Genomic DNA, 16400 nt, shown 5'->3' with positions numbered 1-16400 from the left:
AACAGCTTCGTCACCGTGAGGCTTCGCAAATCGAACCCGATCAGGCCACGATGTCGTCCGTAGCCGTCTGTGCCCCCAGGAGTTGATCTCCGACACTTCTCGCGCGCCTTCACTGCGGGAAGGCGTGGTGCCAAGACGTCAATGGGGCTTCAGCGCTCTTGGCGGCAGCCGGCACCAGATGCACGATCCGATACCCGTTCTGATGCAGGTAGCGCAGGAACCAAGGCAGCATGGCCGCCGTCCGCGCCTGCGCATCATGCAGCAGAATGATGCCCTTACGAGCGGCCTCGAGCCGCTCGATCAGGATTGTGAGCTCCTGCTCTGGAGTTATGTTCTCCCAATCGCTCGCCCAAAGGTCAGCTCCGAACACGACAATTCCGCGCGCCTGCAAGAGATCGAGCGTCGCAGGTGTCGCGTCGAAGTAGGGGAACCGGAAGAACGGTGTCGAGGGCATTTTGGTAGACACACCGTTGAGCGCCATTTCAACGGCGGCTATACCGCGCTCGATGTCCTCAATCGCCTGCTCGAACGGGACTTTCGACATCATCGGATGCGACCAGCTGTGGTGCGCTACCGTGTGGCCCTGGGCGGCCATACGCCGCACGAGCTCGGGAAATTCCGCCGAGGATCGGCCGACCAGAAAGAACGTGGCTCGCGCGCATTCCTGTGCGAGCGCAGCCAGCACCCTATCCGTGTTCGGCGGTCGCGGTCCGTCATCGAAGGTGAGGACGACTTCATGGTCCGCCAGAGGAAGCGTCTCTGGAAAGCTCTTCAGCCCCACGCGCGGGAAAAGCGTGGCATCGACAGCGAGCACCCGCGTCGCGCCGAGCGCATCCCGCCGATTGCAGCTAGAGGCGTCTGTCACGGCCATGCCGGCGAGCAACGCCAGCCCAGCGCAGCCGATGCGAAAAGCTAATGTAGGCAGGCGCAACTCTGTCATTGCGCTTTGTGCGACCTCGATCGGTTGGTGAGCCCCGTGGTGCTCAGCAGACTATCCGATCGGCATCGCGGGATTTCGGCGCATCGAGACTATGTCGTGCGCAAAAAGGTCGTTCAACGTCCGTTATCCGCCCGAACCGCTCCCGCTGCCTGACTTGCTGCTTGAGCTGGGGTAGCTGGCTTAGCTCGGACAATCGCCGCTGTTCGATTTCGCAAGATCAGTGCACCCCGCGTCCGCAGCACGTGCGGCCGCGTGTCAGCGGGTACCCCTTGGCTGTTCCAGGCAGTCGAACTCTGATGATCTTCACTGCCGCGACGTATGTTTCCAGATCGGCTTGTGAGAGGCCGGGGCGGCCTGGATAACACCCGAGCTGACGAGTGACCCCGCAGATGTCTCACGTGGCTCGTCGAGCAACGCAGCACTTGAGCAGCTTCGCTTTCCGTCCACATCTGCGAGTTCCGTTTGATTCTGCGCTTCATCGCGCGATTCAAACACGGTGCACCTTTGTGTGTCGATATAATTGATGACTCAATACGTGTCCTACAAAACAATGCAACTTAAACGTTGACGTGGCCGAATGGCATTTCGTATTATCGCGATGAGGTCCAGAAAACCTCGTACGGCAGGCGTAATCGTTTTCCCCAAAGTCGGGAGTCCTCGCGCGTATGTCTAGTTTCGCAAGCCTAAAGGCGCGAGGGAGCGCCTGTCGTTGCTCTGGCTCCGGACGACTATCTCGCTCTCAGAAAGATCGACGGAGAAAACGACAATGAAAGCGGTAACAAAACAGAAGCCGGACAGAGCTTGCGCCAAAGAGTTGAAGATTTTGGCGCGGGTCGAAAAGGATCTCGAAAATGCGCGCGGCTCCGGAGCGGTTGAAGACGTCTTCCTTGGGCTTGAGGAAATCTACTCGATGCACATGCGCACCGAGCATCAAAGCGTCCGAGCAAGATGCGAAGCCATCTTGCGCGCCGGCAGTTTGCGAAGGCGTAACTGTCGATCGTAGAGCGCTCCGTAAGGAGCGCTCTACGTATTTGAACAACGCGACCGGAAAAAGCCGGCATCTGATGGCCCCGGCACGCTCCTAAAAGGTGGTAATAACCCGTGCGAGACCTGATCACCGAAGCCTTTGACAGCGTCATCCGCCGCGAGATCGCGGAAGCGGACGACGTTCGCAAGGAAATCGCCCGCGCCACGCCCGGAAGATTGTTCCCTTCTTCCGAAGATGCTCAATCGTAAAGTTCACCGTCGACGAGGACAATGGGGAGCTGATGCACACTCCCTCTAATGACCAGCCTGGCCATCATACGTATTGGAAGAAGGCAGACGTCGTGCTTACGGCTGACGATTTTTCGTTGTTCCTTGGTCCGGAAGCATGACCTGGCAGCCTGACCATGAGGGATTTCCACCTTGGAGCGACGATCCGCTCGTGCCGCAAGAGGTTCTTTACTCTTTCGACGGTCCCGTTGTTTTCGTTGCCCAGGTGGGGCTCTCAAGGACGCTGTTCGTAAAGTTCGATGAAGGTGACGAGAACAGCTTCTTTCACGCAAGCCAGATCGATGACGACCACTTGCTCGCTCTTAGAGCCGGCAAACTGTCGCTACGAGAGCGCTAAGCTCCGATCAGATTTTTGTCGTTGAGCTCACCCCAGATCTGCACGTAAGTCGCTATTGGAAAGACGAGATCCGGTTGTGGAGCGAACGGTTTCTTCCCGCTCGGCGCATCGGTTTGATGCCTCAAGCTAAGCTGATATGGGATTCGCTTATCGAGGCGAGAGCGTTGCTTGCATTGACATTTCAGTGGGTGTCGCTCGGCAGATCTCATATGCCCGTCGGCATGCTGACGGCTCTTGTGAACAAGACGCACGAGACGGCGCGCCGCATCCTCTTACCGCCAGGCCTTCTCAACTTGAAAAGTGCATCGATAGAGTTTCACGTCGCGCCTCCGAAATTCAGCAGTCTAGTGCTCGCGCTTCAGGCCCCCGTAGTGCGGAAGAAGGTTCTGCAAAAGCGTCGATCGGGTGAAGATGCTGCTGAACGGCTTGCCTCCGAGATACAATCCAACGGAAGCGATTTCGTCGATAACATCTCCGAACCATCGGCGTCTGCCGAGAGAGGCGAGATCAGCCTTGCAATGGCACAGGAACACTCTTGAGCAAATTCGCAGCATTGTGCCCACCGAGAGAAACAAGCTCTCTGAACTGGCGATCACATCAAACACAGACGAAAAACGATCGCTCGTCGTCGTAGGCCATGAAGCGGGCGACAAAATAGTTCGCGCCAGGAAGTTGATTGAGGTTCACCCAGTCACCGATCATGGTCGTATCATCCAGACAAACGATAAGCGGTGCACTGTTGCCTATCAGTCGGTACGTGGAAACGAAGTGACATTCACGCTGGACGCGGACTCTTTCCGAAACATGGAACAAGAGGATCGCCTGAAGTTGGGAAACCGCATAAGAGCTGTGGGCCACCTTGAACGCCGAGCCCTCGCGATTCGCTCGTATTGACAGAGCCACTTTGGACTGCGCCGCCGCCTCAAATGAGTTACTGCGCGCCTCCCAGAGGGCTGAGGCCTCCGACCAGCATGGCCCTTGCACTCGCCCTCGAGTTGCGGGAAATTCAGTTGGGGGATGATCGATCATGCCATTTAAGCCAGGGGCTCGGGACGGATTTCGCGCTGCCTTGCGTTGGCTGCGGACAAACCTTTTGTTGATGCTATTTCTTCTTCTGGTTGTTTTACAGTTCATGACGTGGCGGTCCGTCGTTGAACTTGCCCGCGAACTACCCGAGATCCGCCGGATTGCGGCACTTACAAGCCGTGCATGGTTGAATTGAGCGAATACACGTTGCGACAATTGCGGCCGCGCTGACATGAACCGCATCGGCCGCGGCACTGCGATTTGCATGCTCATCCTGCTGGGCCTAGCGGTAGTTTGGCAATTGGCACGCTGAAGTGCTTGCGCTCGCCCTGCGGTTGCGGTTCACTCATCAGACATTTTTTTTGGGCGATTGAGATCGTGGGGGAAACCATTGTTGCTTAGACTAGGACGGCTGTTTTCTCGATTTCTTGCGCTTATCGACCACCATACAGAGGCACTGCTCTTCATCCTTTTCCCGATGTTCGCAACGCTAGGGTTGGGGCTCGTTCTGTTTTTCCTGCGATGGGACGATTTCACGAACGAGATTGGCTATTGCTGGTTCGTGATGATCCTATGTCTGCTCACGTCGCTCTCGCTAATATTGGGGTTCTTTGTTCTCGAGATGCGCCCAGGACAGTCGTTCTGGATCTTGCTAGCTCAGCAAATCGCTTTGATCTTCGTATTCGCCGCGATGTACAGAGGGTACGGGCTGATGTACGGCGGGCCAACGCCGCCGCCGCTGCCAGACGGCTCGCTTCGAGTGGATGCGCCCGGTAGAAACGCGATGTATTTCTCGATCGTGACTTGGACGACGTTGGGCTACGGCGATTTCACGGCGCTACCCGAAATGAGAATCATCGCAGGGATTGAGGCTTTGACCGGATACGTCTTTTTCGGTCTGATCGTTGGCCTCGCGACCCAAGCCGTTTCAGGCTTAGGTCGCTCAGAGCTCGATAGCTAAAAAATAACGCGGATCGTGACTGCCAAAGTTATAACCGCCGTAGTCAGCGCAAACACGCGTACAGCGAGCTTATCCGGGTGGTCTGTGTCGGTGAGCAGACGCCAGCCGTCCGAAACTATACGAGAACCGGTAGCGATCAGCGCGGTCATGCCAGTCCTCCTTTGCTTCCTGCGTTCCAGCTTGTATCCGATTCGCTCTTTCGGAAATCCGTTTCAAAAGTTTTCAACGAAAGCATTAAAAGAAAGCATTAAAAATTCCTTGAGCCAAATCACAGACAGCAAATCTTCCGCGTCGCCTCGAAGGCGGCGCAGAACCACGCGATACCGGAGAAACGCCGTCGCGCCGGCAGCGTTCCGCTGTTCCAGCACTCCAGGTGGCTCCAGATTCCGCCCTCGGAAGCAGCCTTCGGGGGCGATCAGTTGGCATTTTTGCCTTGCTATGATCGACAGCGTTTGAGCGGCATTCGCCGAGGTTGGTGCCCGCTTTTGCGACCCCATATGGATCAAACGGGTGTACCGTTCCGGCGTTGGCGATGCTCACCGCCTGTCGTTTAAGTGGCTTGAATTCTTGCCCAAGAACGTAGGGGGCGCAAGCCCTATTTCAAGGGGCGTGACCGTCATGTAACTATTTGGAATTACGTCGAAATTTAGCCTTACCCTCGGTTGGTTCCCTTGAAGGGCATGCAATTTGTGCGGGAATCAGAATGATTTAACCCCTAGATTTTCCGAATTCAAAGTTCGAGATCGTCCCTCCCGCAGCGTGCTGACCCTCGGCTTTCGCTGCTTTGGTCATGGCGAAACTATCCTCATGGGCTGGTCGTCGCTCAGGTCGATGACGTAGCCGGCTCTGGCCTCGATGTTGACGTTTACCGCAGGGGCTCCCGCCGGCGAGTGACCGGTCAAGCCCAAGATGAAGCTGGACGCGCGGTCGCGCACCATGTCGTTGGCGCTGTCGAGCAAATCCACTTCGTGGCACCGGCGCGCGCTGCTCATCGCCAGATTGCGCGCGACCTTCTCCTGCAACAGAGCTGCGATGTGCGGCCTGCTGAGCTCGCGCGACAGATGCTCCCGGGAAAGGCCCGCTTGCTCTGCGGCTGCCGTGATCGTGTCCTGGCGTCGCCGCGTACCATCGCGTCGATCGCGGCTCGGACCTTGGAGATCGGCTTTGGCTTGTCGGGCTTCTCAGCCGTCGGCCGGCTGGCAGGCAGGTTACTGGTCATCGGGTCTGCCTCAGATCTTCGTGTTGTCGACGATGAGCCCGGTGGTGGGCGTGCCGCCATTGTTGATGGCATTTGTACATCCGTTTGGATGAATGCGACCGAGCACGGTTACATTGGCAGTGCTACCGCCCTGGCGCGTGACAACCGAGCTGCAGTTGGCCCCGCCGGTGATCTGAAAGAGTTGCACCGTCGTATTGCCGCCCGAGATGTTGACGAAGATCGGTCGGTCCACGTTCTCGGAATGCCATCCTGTCACGTTCACTGCGGCGCCAGTGGTGATCAAGAGGCCGACGCCCGGATATGCGGACCCCCGCAACGCTTCAGGAAGCATTGCCAGCTTCATCCCGAGTGGGATGCTGAGGCGATGCGCTTGGCGAGAGCCAACTTCAAGGCTGCGGATGCGTCAAAAGGATCGAAAGCGGGCAGAACGCATTGTAAGGGCGGCGGCCAAAGAGCGGTGCCGAGCTCGAAATACGCGTCTCGGCACCGTCTATTGTCTAACCGAGCACTGAAATCCCGGTTGGCGTTTAGAATGCAATGGCTATGCCACAGCCTTGTGACGGCGGGGCTTCTGCGTCGGCACCAAACTCTGGCGAACAAATCAGGAAGCGGCGTGTTGCGTCCGCGTTGCGCGCAGTGGTTTGTACTAGCTGGTAACGGCTTGATTTTGCTCGCTGTGGCTTGTAGCGGCGCGCAACACAGAAAGCAGGCCAGAACGAAGCCGATACTTCGTCAACAGATGATCTTGCGAGGAAAACGCTGGCGATCCCGGCAGAAAGGGCAGGAGCCTTTTCTGTCAATGGGTTACAGCGACTAACGCTCTCAAACTCGAATTCTTGTTTTAAAGCACTTCTGAGCCGAGTGACTAACGAAGGCCCGCGCTGCGGCTGACCCCGCGCGCGGGCTTTTTGCGTCCATAGCCAGCCCGCCTAGAGGGCCGATCGCCGGGACCATGACCGGCGTGGAACAAGCCGGAGGGCACCGGCAGGAAGAACAGGACGCGGCCCGGACAGGAGCCGCACGCGACACGCGGCCACTGGATCGGCTGCGATGCCGCCGCCGTCAGATGAAGTAGCGAGAGCGCCGACCGGCTGACCCCGGCGCGGACTTTCCGGGAGTACCCACGGGAAGTTAGCTCGCCGATCCAGTGTGTCTGCGCACCGTGGCTCCATGCCGTCATGCAGACGACGCTTCGCCCGCGTAGGGCGAAGTGTGCCCCGCCTCCCGTTCTCCCTCCGTCATGACGAAATGGGAAAGGGCAGGCTGCCGGTCGCTGTCCGCGAGCGAAGCGGAGCGCCGAGCGAAGCGAGGACAGGGAGCGCGAAGCGGCGGGCCTCTCTATCCGGTCTAGGACTGCATCTGTTTCGGTTGCGCGCGAGGCAGGCGGCGGCAGGTGCGGTAGCGCGCAAATCAACTGGCGCACATGCGCCACCTGCCAAGCGCACCGGCAAAGACGGCAACGCGGCACGTTACGGTCGAGCGTTACGGTCGCACCGTGACAGGGTAACGCACCGTGACACCGGAACGCGAACGGCGTAACGTAATGGCCATGCTGCTACCTCTCGCCCAATCGTGGCCCGTGCGCTGCTGCAAGTGCGGCCACACCGCCGTCATCACCGCCGCCATCGCCGACCTGGCGGCGAAGCAACTGCGCTGCGGCTGCTGCGGCACGCGGCAGAGCTTCACGCCTGAGAGTGTGGTTCGCTCGCCGCGCAGACCGAATGGACGCCGGGCGAGGGCTGAACGGCGGGCGGCCTATCTTGGGAATTCCCAAGATGCCCGCGACCCGATGCCGGACGATCGGCTCGGCGACGTGGCTTGGGCAGGCTGATCCTCCGAATGCTCAACATCGAATGGCACACGGCGGGCACAACGCGGTTGACCCTTTGCGTCCGTCGATATGCCGTCAAGTTTGCCCGATCGCAGCGCGGACGCGATGGCAATCGGCGCGAACGGCGCGAATGGGATCGCGCGACGCCAGAAAGGCGCGAGATGCTTTGCCCTATCCTCTGGACCGCACCTTTCGGCTTGATCAACGTCATGCGGCGCGCCGTACCGCTCACGCGGGAAGATCAGCTTCAACGGCTCGCGAACGACGATTTCCCCGATTGGGATTACATGCCGGGCGGTCCCGGAGAGCCGTTCGAGTACAAAGAAAGCGATTGGGGATATCTCGATGGCCGGCTCGTCGCACTGGACTACGCCGGGGCGAGCGATGATTAGGTTGGGTCGGCTGCCCGCGTGGTTGCCGCGGGGACGCCGTCCCGCGCCATGAGCTTCGCTGCATTTTCTTTGCACCAAACCTGAATTGTCCTAAATATCCGGATATTACTGGTGCGCTAAAGTGGAGCAATTCGATCATGGCAAGATGGACTTCATCGGTCGACGAGGTTCGGCATATCGCGAAGATTTCGGCCGAAATGCCTATAGGCGGACTGGTCTTGCTCTCATTGAAAACCGGGGAAGTCGTTGAGGGTGTAATGGTCCGAGCCGCGCAGGGTAACAACGGCGGGCGTGGCGGCGGCTGGCAGTACTACGGTGAGGTTGAAGTTCTGATGAAGGATAGGACCCGTGCCGTGATCGATTATCTGGACATCAAGGGCGCGACATCTGCTTGGAGCGAGGAAAAGAGCAAGGAGTATGAAGCGCTCGGTCTGATCAAGGTCATCGATTATCCGCCCGGCACACTGCACTGATCGCGGTGGGTGCACGACCAAGAACGCGAGAGCCGTACAATTGGCCGCCGGGCAAGGGGAGTTGCCGACGTCAAGGCAGTCAAGCTGCGCGGCCGACTTGGTGAAAGGCTGCCGCCCTCGTGGCGGAATGGTCCGGCGTGCTGCGGACGATCCGGGCGGGCAAGCTGGCCGTACCTTCGCGGGCCACGGTGTGGCTGCCGCACCTGACTGCTTGACGTGGCGGCAACTGATGGCGAGATCAGGGCGGCATTGAGCGAGGTTGGGAGCGGCACCGATGGCGACCCGGCGTGAGATCATCGCACATCATGAGGCCGGTCATGCCGTAGCCGCCCACCGGCTCGGCGTCCGGATCAAGCGGCTATCGATCAAGCCGGATAACATCGCATCGGGCCGCGCGACCATCGGCAAGACGAGCGACGAGACCTTGATCCTAATCATCCTCGCTGGCCCGTATGCGCAAAAACGTTTTGCGCCGCACTCGGCATGGCGCAAGGGAAACACGGCGCACCTGACAAGCGGTTACGACTTCGGGACCGTCGCCGGGTTGATCGACGACCTGCACGGCAACGGCACAGTCGCCAAGCTGTACTGGCGCTATGTGGAAGCGAAGGCCGAACAGCTTGTTGGCCAGTGGTGGAACGAGATCGAGGGCGTTGCGCGTGCGCTGCTTGAACGCGAGACGTTGACCGGCAACGAGATGAAGCGGGCGATCCTCGCCGCGCATTCTCTCGAAGTTTGAGAAGCGGCGCGGCTGCCGCCGAGCCTGCACCATTGCGGCAACCCGGACACCGGAGTGCGGCTCGCCGCCTGGCAGCCGCGCTCTGATCGCCTGATCGTCGGCTCGATCCCGCCTCGCCGGGGTCGGGCTTTTTCTTTTTGAAACACGCTGCGGCGCCGTGGCCCTCAGCCAAACGGAGGGCTTCCGCACGCTCTCCTGCCTGCTATACCGCATCCCGGCACAGGGGGACACTCGATGAACGACAAACCAAAGACCGGGCGGGTACTTAGATATCTTAGGCAGGTGGAAGCCGAAGAGCTTGAGCGGATGGCGCAGTTCGACGAATGGGTCGAGGAAATGCGCAGGAACGGATGTGCAGATCCGGAGGACCCGGTTGCGCTCGCGAAATGGCAAGGCGAGCAAAACAAGGAATTCGAGGAGAATGTGCGTATCCATCGGGCTTTTGAGCAAATGGAACGGGAGGAAGAGGAAGAGCTCCAACGGATCAAAGACAGTCGCCCATTGGGCGTTCCACCGCCGATCGAGCCTCGAAGCGTCCACTCTCCTGTTCCGCAGCCGCCTTGGAAACGAAAGCTACGGCCCTGACCGAGATCAAGGCCGCCGTGCCACGCGACAAGCGGTGGTGGATCAATGTCGGCTTTGATGATGGATTGACAGCGAAGTGTCTCGATCACGCCGCGTGCAAAAAGCAGAAAACTGATCGTGCCGACCGTCACCGGCAAGGTCTACAATCACAGCAAGCGATTGAAGGAAAAGCGCGCGGTACTCAACGGCGTGGCGGCCGAGTTACGGCGGAACATTGGCGAGCCTCCTGTGAAGGCCATTGATCCCAAGCTGCGGCTCGTGGCCTGATCGGGCGACCGCGACGGTCTAAAGCCTATCGTTAGATTGAACCATCGTCATTTTTTGATGGAGGCTGCTTGATCGGTTGGGTCGGCTGTTTCGCCGACCCAAAGGGTTGCGTGGGCTTGGCCGGCGCAGAGCCATACGGTTGGGTGGGCTTCCTCGCGCTCATTTGGTCCAGCACCGCGAGCGTGCAAACCTTGAAGAGCATTGCGGCCTTGCGACTGCCAATCATGCGCGCGGACCAGCGCGGCTCGTCGCCCTGCGGGTATTCGATCCACATGTAGTTCGCGTCGCCGAATTGGCGCAAGAACTCGTCGATGCCACTAGTTAGTGAGAATTCGACCATCGGATAGCCTTTCTCAGAAACGCCACCGCGCGCGTTGACGACTTGCGAGTATCCGTCGAACCCGACTGTCAATTGGATGTCGATCGAATGATCGGAGGGGAAACGCCAGCTATCTTTCATCATGTGAACCCGGATGCGATCGTCGCCCTCGATGAACTTCACGAAGATGCTGGCTTTCGCCGCAGGGAAATAGGTTTGCATGCCGCAGATCGTTTTGCTGTCGCTTGTCTTGTCGCGATAGGCACTCCAAGCACCGCTCGGGATAGAGACTTGAGCGGCCGCAGTAGTCACTGACAGGGCAATGGCGAAGGCGGTGAGCAGTAGGTTTTTCATTGCAGTAGCGTCTGTTCCTGGGAGCGCGCGCGCAAAGACCGACAATCGAGATCCAGTGCCGGGTAGTCGCGACGAGCAAAAGAAATGGCTCGACTTCAATCGAGATATTGGAAACAGGTCCATCCGGGAAAATCCGGTGCTGGCATGCGGAATGGTTAATCCCGCCGAGTGACCCGCATCCACATAATGGCCCAGCCCCGGTGCGAAGCGCTTCTTAGCGTGAGTTGCGCGCGGCTTGGATACCGGGCTTCTACTTACGTCGAAGGTCTCATGCAGCACTGGGAAAAGTCCCAATTGACGCCCGGCCGATCGAGCGACACCCACGCGGCGCAACGCAATGCTTCTATTTTTTATTGCGCGCGGGACGGTTATTTCTACGTCATCTATCTCTACTCAGGCTCGCCACAGTCGGCCTGCGTGTGAAACCTTGCGAGCCGTTTGCGTTGCGTTTGATCCTCCCGTGAAGCATGATGATGCGCGGCGGGGGAAAGTCATGAGAGAACTGTTTTTTCTGATACTGGCACTTGGGGCCGGGTACTGGCTCTATACCGATTGGCAAGCGTCGGGCAGCATGACGGGAAAAGCATATTACGAGGCCTGTTGGGAACGAGCGAATAAGACAAAGGGCTTTGCGGAGCCAAGTCCGAGCACGCCCTATCAGGCGGGACAATGGAAACAATGCGAGCCCGTTGCTAGGCGTGCCTTGTTTGCGAACGGTTTGATCTTCGCAGGCCTAGCAAAGGACGAAACTGACGAAGACGGACTGCGACTGGGGCGCACATGTCCCAATACTATGAGCGAGGTGCCTATAGGCGGTGTTTTTTACCTTTACGTGAAGGACACGGAAGCCGAAGGAGGCACGAGCGGCATGGACGGAGTTCTTCCTGCTTCATGGACTTTAAGTCACTGGGCCACAAAGCGATGGCCGAAATGCAGCGCGGAACGCGAGCGCCAGGGATATCCTAAGATCGTCGAAAAGGCAGATGGGACATTTGGTTGGGAAAAACCATGTCCGAAATGCAAATGAACCGCATCGGCTTGGGGGGCAAAATGTTCGGACGAAAGAAGACTTCTCGCGGCAGCGCTAAAGAGCACAAGCCATGCTGGGATGATAAGACACAAGCATCGTTTGCAGAACGAGACTGCTTCGACATCTACATCACGAGCGTGACAAAGCGGACCGGCTTCGGCAAGAGCTCTACTCACATCCTAGATGGCAACCACGGATATGAGATATCCGGCTTGGTCAATTACCCACAATGGAAGGTCGAACTGAACTTCGACGAGAGTGACAGCGAATTTGGGATGTGGTTCTACCACACCTATGCACCTACCGGAGCCCAAGTCGACAACCCTTTTTGGAGATTTGGTTGAGCGACCGCGACTACGCCATCCGCGAAGCAATTGCGAGCGCTCATCGTGCTGCACTCGTAAGCGGGCATAAGCGCTCGCTCGTCAGAATTTGGAAGCGTAAGGGGGATGGTATTTTCACCGCGGAAGAAGCCAAGGTCGGCTGGTCCTGCGACAGTCGCTATCCATTGTTGGGCTTGTATGTATGGGAGCAATTTGAAAGCGTGAACCTGCCAAGTTGGGCACTCCCCTTCTCACACGAACGGTTTTCGGCCGAAGGGATGCCCGAGTGGTACGACATCAAACTTTGATGGTCAGCGTGGTGGTCGGGAGAGAGATTAAATGAGCCTCGATCCGACGGAACCGTACTCCGTGGCGAAGGGGTACGTGCAATCAGCTCATGCGATGATGAGCAACCCGCATCGCCTGCAGACGCCAGATGATACGCCCTTTTATTTGGCGTTTCACATGCTCTGCGGTTTCGCCACTGAATTGTACTTCAAGGCGTTTCTCGGCTACAAAGGCTACACCGACGCAGAGTTGAGACACCACAGCATTCGGCACGATCTCGCAAAACTGCGAGACCTGTGTAGGTCCAAAGGACTATTTGACACCGGAGGCGACCTGTTGGTCGACTTGCTGGCCGAAAAACATAAGACTTTCGAATATCGCTATATGAGGTCAACGAGCGTGTTTCGTGCTGTCGACTTACAGGCGATGTTTTCCGCCTTCTCGTCTCTCGACCGAGTAGTCGGCCATAGGGGCCAGCGCAGCGAGAGGTAGGACGCCGGGCGGTTGGTGGAAGTTTCCTAGCGACGGTCCATGGCGATTGCCGCTAACGTAACAGCCTCGCGCATGTGCAATCTCTACAGCGTCACCACGAACCAAGAGGCGATCCGCGCTCTGTTTCGCGTGGTTAATCGCTATGTCGGCAACCTGGCTCCGATGCCGGGTGTATTTCCAGACTATCCGGCTCCGGTGATCCGCAATAGCGACGCTGGCCGTGAGATGGGCTTGATGCGGTGGGGAATGCCGCCACCGTCGCGCACGGGCGGGCCGCCCGTCACTAACATCCGCAACACGACGTCGCCGCACTGGCGCGGATGGCTAAAGCCGGAGAACCGATGCTTGGTCCCGGCCAACAGCTTTGCCGAATACGCACCCGAGCCAAACCCTGAGACGAAGAAAAAGGATGTGGTTTGGTTCGCGCTGAATGAGGACCGGCCGCTGTTCGCGTTCGCGGGCATCTGGACCGAGTTCAGGGGCGACCGGGGCACGAAGTCCAAACCGATCCCCGGCCCACACCTCGTTTACGGCTTCCTGACCACCGCGCCGAACGCAGTCGTCGAGCCTATCCACCCCAAGGCAATGCCCGTCATCTTGACCACCGACGAGGAGCGCGATGTCTGGATGCGCGCGCCGTGGGATGAGGCGAAGGCTTTGCAGCGGCCGTTGGCTGACGATGCGCTCAGGATAGTAATGCGTGGCGCGGACAAGGAAGATAAAACTGCGGCGTGATCGCACCATAGGAGCATAGGTTTGTTTAGCAAGTCCATCGTGTTTGTGATCGGCGCGGGTGCCAGCTATGAATATGGCCTACCGCTTGGCGGTACTCTCAAGGCTGAAATCGCTCAAAAAGTACGGTTTCGTTTTCAGCATGGCAGCTTGATCGGCGGTGATCACGATCTGCTGGATCACATTAGACGGCGCGTGCCGGACCAAGAGCGGCGGAACGTGTATACGCGGGCCTCTAACGTGCTCGCTGCTGCCATCGGGTCTTTCATCTCAATAGATGAAGCGTTGCACTATGTCGGCGCGACACCGGAGGCAGTCGAGGTCGGCAAGATCGCCATCATCGGCCAAATTCTGGAGGCAGAACGAAACAGCACTCTTGCGATATCGAAGGAGACTGGCAGGCTGGACGTGGACCGCGCTGACGGGAAATGGCTATCTCAGTTGCTATCCATGGCCCTTTCACGCATTCAACGATCGCAGCTTAGAACGGCGTTTGACCACGTCACTTTCATAAACTTCAACTACGATCGTTGCATCGAACACTATCTGTATTGGGCCTTGCAAGAGCGGGCGTCCGCCACCGCAGATGAGGCTAAGGAGATCGTACAAAACCTCAACATGATAAGACCGTATGGTTCAATCGGTGCATTGTCATTCAACAGCACCGATCAGCATGCATTCGGAACGACGGCCCAATTCGATCCATTCACGCGCATCGACGCCATGCGGACATACACCGAGCAGCGTCCCCTCCATGACGTTCAAGCTGTAGAGGGAGTGTTAGCTGATGCGCGGATGATCATCTTTCTTGGATTTGGATTTCACGCAACTAATATCGATCTGTTGCAGACCGGGTCACGAAAATCGGGCGCTGCCGTTCTCGGCACGATCAAAGGCATCCATCGCGAAAACCACGATGTCATCCGAGCCAGGATAAAGACCAATTTGCGGCTGGTCGGCGACACCGTATCGCTGTTAGACATGACGGCATCGGAACTGCTGCGAGAGTTGCGCCAGAGAATTTTGATCAGCGTGGAATGAAGCGCGCACTCAACTGCATTTGGCGATTGATTGTGACCTTCGCCATGACCCTTACCGCGATCGGCGAGGTGTCTGCCGTGGACTTGACCGGCCAAGCCAGCATCATCGACGGCGACACGATCGAAATCCACGGCACGCGCATCCGCCTTTGGGGCATCGACGCGCCAGAGAGCGGCCAGCTTTGCCGGGGCGCGGATAGCCTGCAGTACCGGTGCGGGGCGAAGACTGCGAACGCGCTGGATGCGTTCATCGCTGGACGCCCTGTGACGTGCGCGCCTACCGACCATGACCGGTATGGAAGAACAGTCGCGACCTGCGGCGTGGGCGGTACTGACCTTGGTGATTGGCTTGTTCGCCAGGGATTGGCGTTGGATTGGCCGCGCTACAGCAGGGGGCGCTATGCTGCGGCGCAGGATGAAGCGCGGCGTGGCGAGCGCGGGATATGGTCGGGCAGCTTCGTCGAGCCATGGCGGTTTCGCGAATGCGTCAGGCTCGGCGGGCGACCGGCCCGATGCTCCGATGAAGCGGAGGAAAACGGTTAGCAGAGATTGGCGCATTAGGCATTTGGTAGCACTTGCCCGACACAAAAGACTTCGGAATTGTAGCGACAATTTACCATCTGCTGGAGACGACGACACGATGATCCGCTCTGCCACCGCCGCATCGTTTGTACTCTTGTTTTCGGCCGCATCAGCCACGGCCGATGACACTCGGACCTATCAGGCCACATCGATCGAGGCTGTCGACGGCAAAGTTAAATGTTCGGAGGCGGGCGGTTGGCTCATTCAGTCGACCGGACCTTGCAGTCGGTTCGTGCCGCCGCCGCGCCTTGCGGTCGGAGAAAGCTTTGAGGTCAATGGCAAGAAAATCAAGATCGGGTTCATCGCTGTGACAGTGTATGACAAGGATAAACCCGCTAGCCCGTATATGCCAGCTATCAAGGCTGGATCGATGTACTGCACCGCCGCTTCATCGGCCTCACAAATTCCTTCGTACTCGCGCGACAAGAAGGACGAGCATCAGGGCATCTGGCTCTACATCGATCAATGCAGGCCGCTCTAGCGTTCGAAGGTTAGGTGAAACCAACCTCGCGGTCCGAAGCTATGTCGCTCGGGCGATCCTCAAAAGGTACTTTGGCGCTGTCAGTCCGGCGCGGGGACGCGCGACCGCCCCCTGTGAGCGTATTTCACCCGGGCGATTTTGCGCTTTGATTGGAGCGCCGCCTGTGCGTTTTCCGGGCGCAGGCTACTCCGGAGGCAGGCTTGCCGGTAAACGCCGGTAAACGGCTCGCGCCCCATTTACCGGGCAAGAGCAAATGGCGGTCGCTTAGGTACGAGAAGTCTCGACGACCTCGCTGATCAGCTTGCCCGTCGATGCCCGCAAGCGGGACCGCGAACCGCAAGCCCGGACTGAGACGAGCGCCAGCGTGGCCGCAATTGGCGATGTGGCTGCACACTCACGAGGTCGGATCAGTGGACCGTCGCGGACTTGATGTGCTCAGCCTGAGTTCTTCGCATTTGACCCGAATGTATGGTCCGGCCGCGCGTTGCAAGCGGTTTCGTCAACCTGGCAGATGCGGTCTTGCATCAATGTATCCGGCCTCTGATTGGAGCGTGTTGGGCTCCGGGCCATCATGGATATCAGCGCGCATTCGAGCTGATTAGCGGACAGGCCTCGAGCGGGCCATTCGGGTCACCAGTGTTCGCATGCGCCGGGAAGACCGTCCTCCATGGTCGTCTCATCCTCTCGCAGACCTCGGCGGGTAAGGGATGTTGG

24 protein-coding genes are annotated in these 16400 nt (G+C 58.5%); 17 read left to right on the top strand and 7 right to left on the bottom strand.

The annotated features are described in order from the left end of the window. Nucleotides 1-109 precede the first annotated feature (109 nt). Nucleotides 110-940, bottom strand: coding sequence for a polysaccharide deacetylase family protein (locus tag YU9_RS40645; RefSeq protein WP_051380311.1), 831 nt, complete (start codon nt 938-940; stop codon nt 110-112). Between the two features lie 766 nt (nt 941-1706). On the opposite strand from YU9_RS40645, the gene YU9_RS0102260 reads away from it, so the two are divergent. The 4 genes from YU9_RS0102260 to YU9_RS0102250 all read left to right on the top strand — a co-directional run bounded on the left by YU9_RS0102260 (nt 1707) and on the right by YU9_RS0102250 (nt 3091). After that, nucleotides 1707-1943 carry a hypothetical protein gene (locus tag YU9_RS0102260; RefSeq protein WP_027571316.1) on the top strand — a complete coding sequence of 79 codons (237 nt, stop codon included), beginning with the start codon at nt 1707-1709 and terminating at the stop codon, nt 1941-1943. A gap of 98 nt (nt 1944-2041) precedes the next feature. Continuing rightward, complete coding sequence (locus YU9_RS50730) at nt 2042-2176, top strand: hypothetical protein (RefSeq protein ID WP_256375852.1); 135 nt, start codon at nt 2042-2044, stop codon at nt 2174-2176. Between the two features lie 136 nt (nt 2177-2312). Continuing rightward, a complete protein-coding gene (locus YU9_RS0102255; protein ID WP_027571315.1) occupies nt 2313-2552 on the top strand; it encodes a hypothetical protein in 240 nt (79 codons plus the stop codon). Between the two features lie 74 nt (nt 2553-2626). Next, nucleotides 2627-3091 carry a hypothetical protein gene (locus YU9_RS0102250; protein ID WP_027571314.1) on the top strand — a complete coding sequence of 155 codons (465 nt, stop codon included), beginning with the start codon at nt 2627-2629 and terminating at the stop codon, nt 3089-3091. 58 nt (nt 3092-3149) lie between these two features. Here YU9_RS0102250 and YU9_RS0102245 read toward each other — a convergent pair whose 3' ends face one another. Then, nucleotides 3150-3581 (bottom strand): hypothetical protein, encoded by a 432-nt coding sequence (locus YU9_RS0102245; protein ID WP_156951633.1) that lies wholly within the window; start codon nt 3579-3581, stop codon nt 3150-3152. Nucleotides 3582-3969: 388 nt separating this feature from the next. Between YU9_RS0102245 and YU9_RS44515 the strand changes: the two genes are divergently transcribed. Next, nucleotides 3970-4539, top strand: a complete 570-nt coding sequence (locus tag YU9_RS44515; protein WP_051380310.1) for a potassium channel family protein — start codon at nt 3970-3972, stop codon at nt 4537-4539. On the opposite strand, the gene YU9_RS47315 is transcribed toward YU9_RS44515, so the two are convergent. The 4 genes from YU9_RS47315 to YU9_RS0102225 all read right to left on the bottom strand — a co-directional run bounded on the left by YU9_RS47315 (nt 4536) and on the right by YU9_RS0102225 (nt 6101). Continuing rightward, nucleotides 4536-4688: a hypothetical protein gene (locus YU9_RS47315; protein ID WP_156951632.1), complete on the bottom strand. Its 153-nt coding sequence runs from the start codon at nt 4686-4688 to the stop codon at nt 4536-4538. The two genes, YU9_RS44515 and YU9_RS47315, sit on opposite strands and share 4 nt — an antisense overlap. 63 nt (nt 4689-4751) lie before the next feature. Further along, nucleotides 4752-4907 carry a hypothetical protein gene (locus YU9_RS47310; protein ID WP_156951631.1) on the bottom strand — a complete coding sequence of 52 codons (156 nt, stop codon included), beginning with the start codon at nt 4905-4907 and terminating at the stop codon, nt 4752-4754. A gap of 420 nt (nt 4908-5327) precedes the next feature. Further along, nucleotides 5328-5561 carry a hypothetical protein gene (locus YU9_RS0102230; protein WP_027571312.1) on the bottom strand — a complete coding sequence of 78 codons (234 nt, stop codon included), beginning with the start codon at nt 5559-5561 and terminating at the stop codon, nt 5328-5330. A 207-nt stretch (nt 5562-5768) separates the two neighbouring features. Beyond that, nucleotides 5769-6101 carry a hypothetical protein gene (locus tag YU9_RS0102225; protein ID WP_027571311.1) on the bottom strand — a complete coding sequence of 111 codons (333 nt, stop codon included), beginning with the start codon at nt 6099-6101 and terminating at the stop codon, nt 5769-5771. Between the two features lie 1496 nt (nt 6102-7597). On the opposite strand from YU9_RS0102225, the gene YU9_RS0102215 reads away from it, so the two are divergent. From YU9_RS0102215 to YU9_RS45310, 5 genes are all read left to right on the top strand, one after another. After that, the gene (locus YU9_RS0102215) at nt 7598-7981 is read left to right on the top strand and encodes a hypothetical protein (RefSeq protein WP_156951630.1); all 384 of its coding nucleotides are present in this window, start codon (nt 7598-7600) and stop codon (nt 7979-7981) included. Between the two features lie 137 nt (nt 7982-8118). Further along, nucleotides 8119-8454 (top strand): hypothetical protein, encoded by a 336-nt coding sequence (locus tag YU9_RS47305; protein WP_027571308.1) that lies wholly within the window; start codon nt 8119-8121, stop codon nt 8452-8454. Nucleotides 8455-8713: 259 nt separating this feature from the next. Then, the gene (locus tag YU9_RS0102205) at nt 8714-9193 is read left to right on the top strand and encodes a hypothetical protein (RefSeq protein ID WP_156951629.1); all 480 of its coding nucleotides are present in this window, start codon (nt 8714-8716) and stop codon (nt 9191-9193) included. A 234-nt stretch (nt 9194-9427) separates the two neighbouring features. Then, the gene (locus YU9_RS0102200; RefSeq protein WP_027571306.1) at nt 9428-9778 is read left to right on the top strand and encodes a hypothetical protein; all 351 of its coding nucleotides are present in this window, start codon (nt 9428-9430) and stop codon (nt 9776-9778) included. A gap of 117 nt (nt 9779-9895) precedes the next feature. Continuing rightward, on the top strand, nt 9896-10045 hold the full coding sequence (locus YU9_RS45310) for a hypothetical protein (RefSeq protein WP_245266277.1): 150 nt from the start codon (nt 9896-9898) through the stop codon (nt 10043-10045). Between the two features lie 31 nt (nt 10046-10076). Here the strand turns inward: YU9_RS45310 and YU9_RS40620 are convergent, their stop codons facing one another. Beyond that, complete coding sequence (locus YU9_RS40620) at nt 10077-10718, bottom strand: hypothetical protein (RefSeq protein ID WP_036016843.1); 642 nt, start codon at nt 10716-10718, stop codon at nt 10077-10079. 1008 nt (nt 10719-11726) lie between these two features. Here YU9_RS40620 and YU9_RS0102185 point away from each other — a divergent pair. From YU9_RS0102185 to YU9_RS0102155, 7 genes are all read left to right on the top strand, one after another. Beyond that, entirely contained in the window at nt 11727-12092 is a 366-nt protein-coding gene (locus YU9_RS0102185; RefSeq protein ID WP_027571304.1) for a hypothetical protein, read from the top strand. Beyond that, entirely contained in the window at nt 12089-12379 is a 291-nt protein-coding gene (locus YU9_RS0102180) for a hypothetical protein (RefSeq protein WP_027571303.1), read from the top strand. The genes YU9_RS0102185 and YU9_RS0102180 overlap by 4 nt, the downstream gene beginning before the upstream one ends. Nucleotides 12380-12410: 31 nt before the next feature. Next, entirely contained in the window at nt 12411-12851 is a 441-nt protein-coding gene (locus YU9_RS0102175) for a hypothetical protein (protein WP_027571302.1), read from the top strand. Between the two features lie 72 nt (nt 12852-12923). Continuing rightward, nucleotides 12924-13586, top strand: coding sequence for an SOS response-associated peptidase (locus YU9_RS0102170; protein ID WP_027571301.1), 663 nt, complete (start codon nt 12924-12926; stop codon nt 13584-13586). A gap of 21 nt (nt 13587-13607) precedes the next feature. After that, nucleotides 13608-14624 carry a hypothetical protein gene (locus YU9_RS0102165; protein WP_027571300.1) on the top strand — a complete coding sequence of 339 codons (1017 nt, stop codon included), beginning with the start codon at nt 13608-13610 and terminating at the stop codon, nt 14622-14624. Further along, entirely contained in the window at nt 14621-15166 is a 546-nt protein-coding gene (locus YU9_RS0102160) for a thermonuclease family protein (RefSeq protein WP_027571299.1), read from the top strand. Before YU9_RS0102165 ends, YU9_RS0102160 begins: the two co-directional genes overlap by 4 nt. A 97-nt stretch (nt 15167-15263) precedes the next feature. Next, nucleotides 15264-15686 (top strand): hypothetical protein, encoded by a 423-nt coding sequence (locus tag YU9_RS0102155; RefSeq protein WP_027571298.1) that lies wholly within the window; start codon nt 15264-15266, stop codon nt 15684-15686. Nucleotides 15687-16400 lie beyond the last annotated feature (714 nt).

It is taken from the genome of Bradyrhizobium sp. WSM1743, from assembly GCF_000473065.1.
Taxonomy (GTDB): domain Bacteria; phylum Pseudomonadota; class Alphaproteobacteria; order Rhizobiales; family Xanthobacteraceae; genus Bradyrhizobium.
This window is presented reverse-complemented; position numbering and strand designations above follow the sequence as displayed.